The sequence below is a fragment of the Paenibacillus sp. 01L418 genome (assembly GCF_056400045.1).
This window is the reverse complement of sequence record NZ_JBFTSN010000047.1, coordinates 22,802-29,163: the sequence shown is the minus strand read 5'-3', so window position 1 is coordinate 29,163 and position 6,362 is coordinate 22,802. Positions and strand designations below refer to the sequence as shown.

General features: G+C 36.1%; 5 protein-coding genes and 1 riboswitch. All 5 genes read left to right on the top strand.

The window, feature by feature from the left end:
- Positions 1 to 1,287: lipid II flippase MurJ (locus tag AC1DSE_RS09360; protein WP_477527619.1), on the top strand; the 1,287-nt coding region annotated here is incomplete at its 5' end.
- Between the two features lie 5 nt (positions 1,288 to 1,292).
- Entirely contained in the window at positions 1,293 to 2,516 is a 1,224-nt protein-coding gene (locus AC1DSE_RS09355) for a glycosyltransferase family 4 protein (RefSeq protein ID WP_477527618.1), read from the top strand.
- 1,681 nt (positions 2,517 to 4,197) lie between these two features.
- A riboswitch (cyclic di-GMP riboswitch) is annotated at positions 4,198 to 4,282 on the top strand.
- 47 nt (positions 4,283 to 4,329) lie between these two features.
- A complete protein-coding gene (locus AC1DSE_RS09350) occupies positions 4,330 to 4,482 on the top strand; it encodes a hypothetical protein (protein ID WP_430055687.1) in 153 nt (50 codons plus the stop codon).
- Between the two features lie 156 nt (positions 4,483 to 4,638).
- Positions 4,639 to 5,373: a hypothetical protein gene (locus AC1DSE_RS09345; RefSeq protein ID WP_477510964.1), complete on the top strand. Its 735-nt coding sequence runs from the start codon at positions 4,639 to 4,641 to the stop codon at positions 5,371 to 5,373.
- 24 nt (positions 5,374 to 5,397) lie between these two features.
- Positions 5,398 to 6,357: a copper amine oxidase N-terminal domain-containing protein gene (locus AC1DSE_RS09340; RefSeq protein ID WP_477510963.1), complete on the top strand. Its 960-nt coding sequence runs from the start codon at positions 5,398 to 5,400 to the stop codon at positions 6,355 to 6,357.
- The last annotated feature ends 5 nt before the right edge of the window (positions 6,358 to 6,362 follow it).

The window sequence follows — 6,362 nt, the reverse complement described above, 5'->3', positions numbered from 1 at the left end:
CCTATAAACTTAATATCAGATGCTATTTTGGCTGGAGTTATTCCCTTTTTAAATGAACGCAAAACAGATCAACAAAAAGTGAATTTCATTTATAGTGTAGCATTATTAAATATAATTTTGTTAATGATTAGTTCAATATTATTTTATTTTTTTTATGATTTCATCATTAAGTTACTAGCTCCTGGATTTTCAGATAAGGAAATTAAGTATGTATATGAATTTAGCATTGTTCTCTTAATATCAGCGCATTTTCAGTTATTTATGAAAGCTATGGAAGGATATTTTCGGGCAGAAAAAATTTTTGGAGTCAGCAACATAATTAATTTTATTTCGGCTGTTGTTTCACTTGTAACGTTATGGCTATTTATAGAAAAACAATTTATCTTTATAGTTCTGAGCCAATTAATAGGAATATTGATAGGATTCATTTTTTTTCTTTTAGTCATTCCCAAAAAGGTTACTGGCCTAGATAAAGAAGTTATAAAGTTAATATGGTTTTCATTACCACTTATACTTGGTGGTGGGATGGGAGTAATAAATAATTTTGTTGATAAGGGATTTGCTTCTAACTTAAATCCTGGGGATATTTCAGCATTAACATATTCTTTTTTAATCATAACTCTCGTGGGTAGCACTGTCACATCCCCAGTTGCAGGAGCAGCATATTCTTTTATTTCAACCCTAATTGCAGAGAATAAGTTAGAAGCTGTTCAAGAAAAAGTTAAAAAGTTTTCGAATATTTTATTGGTGATATTTATACTTATTTTGATACTTTTGCAAAATTTCGGTCTTTACGGTTTGAATTTAGTATTTTTGAGAGGACAGATGACAGAAGAGAACGTAAAGTTGATTTTTGAATTGATGCTTATTTATTTTCCTATTAACCTTTACACAGGAGCGGGAGGATTAATAATACAAATATTTTATTCTTTCAAGAAAACAGTCATACCCACAATAGTTAGTTTAACTTTTATAATAATGAATATTATACTTAATTTCTTATTTGTTGGAAAATACGGTGTTTACACACTCGCGACAACAACTTTGCTGACGTCCATCTTTTCAACTATAGCATTAAATATTTTTTTGAAAAGAAAGTACTCTATTAGTATATTAAGTAAGGCTAATTTGATGATCGGACTATTAACTATATTCTCAAACATAATATGTCTAGTATACGAGCAAACCGTTTTTATGAATCTTATAAATGTATTAATAATCTTTTTATTGATAAAGAATAGGTTTATAAATTTTTCCTTTTTAAGGAGACTACATAAAGGTGAGTGATTTAATTGAATATACTACTTGTATCAGCGGACAATTCTAAAAGTATTAAGGTTGGTGGAAAACATATTCATCAAGAGTTGCTTGAAAAAGCATGGAATGAAAATGGACATTATACTGAAGTTGTCTATCCGAAAGTCCTTAAAGGTYTCGAGTTTCAAAAACAAAGAATTAAATATAAGTTATTAAGAACTATTAAATTGGAAAGTAAATCTGGTGTCTTTATCAGAATTGTAGAAAATAAGATAAACGAAATGACTAAATTGGTTACACAGACTCTTTCTCTAAGAACTTTTGATTATATATCTGCACAGGATGTTATGGCAGCTGTAGCGTGTAAACGAGCACTAGTTAAAGCTAATAAAAACATACCTATATATTTAACATTGCATGGGTATTTTGCTAGAGAAGCAATAAATTACGGTTATTTTTCTAAAGATCAGGAAAATCAGGTTTTTGAGTATTCTATTAATTTAGAAAAACAAGCAGTAACAAATGTAAGTGGTGTAGTAACAGTAGACACTAGATTAAAAAATTATGTTTTAGAATATTTCAATTATAATAAAAAGATGGAAGTTATTTATAATTCTATTGATGACCAAAGATTCCATCCTGTGAACGAACAATTGAAAAGCAAATTAAGAAATAAATGGGGAATAGATGAGAAGAAAAAGATGCTATTAGTAGCAAGGAGATTAGTGAAAAAAAATGGTGTAATATTTTCCGTTAAATCATTACAGCAGCTTGTAAATAATGGAGTGAAAAATACGTATTTGGTTATCGTAGGAGATGGACCAGAAAAACAGTATATAGAAAAATATGTTAAAAGCAACAATTTGGATGAATATGTTAGATTTATTGGTGCTGTAGAGCATGCACATATAGATGAATTTTATAAAATGACTGATATTTTATTAATGCCTTCAATTAAATCAGATGATGTAGAAGAAGCAACTTCGTTAAGTATGCTTGAAGGAATGGTTTGTGGGAAAATAGTGATTGCCAGCGCAATAGGAGGAATGAAAGAAGTTATTAAAGACTATGAAAATGGATTATTGGTTCAAGAACAAGATCCAGAAGAGTTGGCAAAAAAAATATCAGAGATGTTAATGTCAAATGAATTGCGACAAGATATATCCACCGAAGCACATAGGTATGCAAAAGAACACCATGGCTATGTAAAGCATGGAGAAAAGTTTGTGGATTTTTATCAATCTGAATCAATTTCATAATTCCAAAGCCTTACTGGGTCAAAAGTTTTAGAACATAAAAAGGAGTGCCTCCCCAAATTTCAATGTGTTTAGTATCCCTACCAGACACTGAAGAGAAGAGAAATGAGCATCTTCAAATATTCAACAAGAAAGTCTGTTTCCCATGCAAAATATCGGGAATTTCACGTAAAGACACCTACGATTATCTCTTTGAGACCTTAGATAATAATCCATTCTTACGCGTTGTATCCGAGAAAGCTTTCTAAGAGCATCGACTCAGCTCAATTATGTTCTTTTGTTACATTGTTACGAGCTCCAACAGGACATGATCCCAGTTGTAGCTAGAGATCGCCAACTAGAAAAGAAGAATGAGGATACGGATTGGATAGCAGCTGAGATTCCAAGAGAAAAGTTTGGTTGCAAACCCAAAGGTGATCGTGAAAAATGATGGGAAGATGTCTATCTCCTTGCCGGGAGGGTTAGCCGAAAGGCAGTCTGAACTGATAGTTTCGCTTTTGCTTACGGATGCTAGATATGATTTAACACCTATGGTTTAGCAATCTAAGGCTATGGGTTCGAGAGCACACATTGATATCAAACGTCGCATTTAATAACAGGATGCATACATGGACAAATATTTTTGTCCAATCTGTAAAGTAGGTTATTCATATCTGTTTGACATTTTTGAATCAAAATACGAAACCTTAAAGTACATTCTTCAAAAGCATTACAAATAGGCAACACTGCGAAGAGGAGCAGGTAGGCGGTGGCGTTGGAGGGGGAAGTCACAGGAGCAGGTAAACGGATTGCTCTTTCAAATGAAAAATGAACCGACAACCCATAGCCAACCGACGGAAAGTATCAATGATTTCAGTGCCACATACTATGTTGAACTAGAACGCTAAGCAGAGCTTCGAGCAAAATGAAAAAACGAATTTTGAACAGGCAGTCTTTGTCTTTTTAATGAGAATCTAATCCCAGATACATCCATAATTAGAGAGAATAGAATGAACAGCTAAAATACAGAACTAAGAATTCTTATTTTGTGTTGTATGTTTAACTAAAGTTAATTGCCGAAAATTAATAGAACTTTGAAACATGTAAAATAATTATAATAACTCGGATGTAAAAGATGTCTTTCATTGTCCATATTTGTTCACTTTATTGTTTTAAAAAATATTACAATGAAAATTTAGTCACTCCAACATGGTACATGTGTATTATAGATTAGATAAATACTTCTATGTTGTCTGAATTAACTAAATAAAATCAAAAAAAATGGGTTAGTTCATATTAATGGAACGGTAAACCTAAAATGATACGTCTTTGTATCCTCCTATCCCATTTACGGAAATAACACAAAAGTTTCTTTTCCTTAGGATGATGTTGAAGATTTTTCTATTTCACCTTACCAAGATAAAGAAAAAGCAGAATAACTCGTGTGTACCATACCTACCACACTTTATATGGTAGTACTATGCTAGGGGATTGACGGTTTCATCAAGGATGTCCTGCGGGTAAAGGAAGGCCAATTTATTAGTCTGACGTTTTGAAGATGGGATAAGTAGGATTGTAGAATTTTTAAAACCTTTAAAAATAGTAGGTTTAAATATTATGCCGTTATGGACTGAATCAGCTCTAAGCCCTGTACACACTCCCATAATTTTGTTACCATACCATTAAACAAAACAACCGCATAACCACACGATAAAGGCAAAACCATTGAAAAGTGGTGACGCAAAGCTATAGGGGCTTATCTTTTAAAAGACTGCCAGCCAGCTACCGAATATCGTGCCTCCCGCGTGGTTTATGTGGAAACATGGAGGTTATTATTATGTTCATGCGCGCAAACGTTGTACGTGAATGGCATCAGCTCTGTATGGGATTCAATGAATTGCTGTGGGAAGATTGCTTAGATGAGAAAAAGCGCATGGAGATTTATTTGAGAATTGTTTATCACAAAAATAAACTAGCGGCTGTCTCATGAACTAGCACGAATGGCGTCGTTGACAGATCTGAAAACGCTATATCCGCAAGCTGACGCCCCGTCATTATGAAGCGTCAGCTTTTTTTATTTTAAAATCTAAAAAGGAGATTCATATGCAATCATTGCTTCTTTAGTGGCTCATATGAAACCAAAACAATGAAAAAAACGAACAAAAAACTAATGATTATCGCAGGTGCTCTCGTTGTTATCGGTATTGTCATTTATGGAAGCATGAGTCTCTATTCGAAGTTAAATCAGGTAGATGAACTGAATGGGCGTCTTGAAGAAACTGCAGATAGTAATGCAGGACAAGAGTCGCCGAATATTACGGAACAGCCAGATGAACAACCTTCTAATCAGGCAGCTCAGACTTCAGAACCTGATGCTACTCCATCACAAGAGCCTGATCTAGTTCCAACGACGCAGCCAGATGAAGTCCTTAAACCTAGTCCGAGCGCAACTTTGCCGCCAGATGAAGCGTCTAATAATGTAGACAAGGGACAAAAGCCGGATAAGGGATCTACAAACTCCGAAAATAAGTCCCAGAAGAAAAAAGAGATTGATGCATCGGTTACAGCAAAGCTGGAAAAACTGAAATCTTCGTGTCAAGCAACCAGCAATAGCTTGGTTAAGCAGATTGCGAAAGAGCTTAGCGGGGATGAAGAAGCTACACTTGCTACTATTCAAAGTAAATACCTGAATAAGGTATTTTCTGCGGAAGCCGATTGTGATGCCAGGTTCAATCAATTAATAAGCAATGCCAAGAGCGAGTATAAAGCAGCTGATCTAGGTGAGCAAAGCTTTCCGGATTGGAGCGCGCAATACGAGAGTGCGAAGGCTGGTGCTAGAGCCAATGCGCTTGCAATAATTGCAAACTCGCTAAACAAGTAAGCTTTACTATTCTGAGGAGGCTCTATGAAAAAGTCACGTATTCTATCTATTTTTCTAGTTGTAATGATGTTGTCATCCGTACTTGCAACCGCTGCATCCGCAGCAACCGAAACGATTAAGACAAAGACACAGCCCATTAAGCTGCAATTTGATGGACAAGCGCTTAAACTGCCCGATGGACAATATTCATTTATTTATCAAGGAAGTACATATGTACCGATTCGTTATATTTCTTACGCGCTGCTAAAAACAGTAAATTGGGATGGTGCGAAAGCGACGATCTCCGAGCCAACAGAGAAAGAGCTTGCTGCGCTGAAGAAACAATTGCAGAGTGCCGCTACGGGCAGCCAGAAGCCGCAAACGAGCGTTACAATTGCGATACAGCCAGTTAATGCAACTCTTGTGTTTAATGGAAAGATGAAGGCATTGCCGACTGGTCAATCCCTCTATGCCTATAAAGGCTCGATCTATGTGCCCATTCGTTTCTTGTCAGAATCAGTAGGCACGCAGATTAGCTACGATCCGGTGACGAAAACAGTTAGCGGTGAGTCAGCAGCATATCGAGCTGAGCAAGGTGGCGGCGGAGTCGTTCTTCCAGGCACGGGTGGCGGAACTGGAGGCTCTGGTGGTACAGGCGGTACGGGTAATGCCGGCGGTGGTGGCGTACCAGTTAAACCGACGTATGAACAAATTACGGCAGAAGCAGAGAACAAGCTTGCTGCGCTGAAAGAAAGCTGCAAGGTAACTCTTATGGATATTGGATTGCAGTATGTAGGGGCAACGGATAAGACGGTTCAAGCTCAGCTTAAAGCTAAAGGACTTCAAGAAGTAGACAATTGCTCTGCAAAGTTTGAAGTTATCATGACAGATACGAAAGCTAAGCTGACGACGAATGGGTATAGCACAGACGTTCTTGCTTCCTACAGAGAAGCCTTTAACAAAGAGCTTGAAGCAGGAAGAGCTATTGCAGAGGGTTTGATGTAGCATTG

What these genes read in the sequence shown, in the direction of transcription:
- AC1DSE_RS09350 (WP_430055687.1), top strand. Translation starts at nt 4,330, where the DNA reads ATGTTCATGCGCGCAAACGTTGTACGTGAATGGCATCAGCTCTGTATG.
- AC1DSE_RS09345 (WP_477510964.1), top strand. Translation starts at nt 4,639, where the DNA reads ATGAAAAAAACGAACAAAAAACTAATGATTATCGCAGGTGCTCTCGTT.
- AC1DSE_RS09340 (WP_477510963.1), top strand. Translation starts at nt 5,398, where the DNA reads ATGAAAAAGTCACGTATTCTATCTATTTTTCTAGTTGTAATGATGTTG.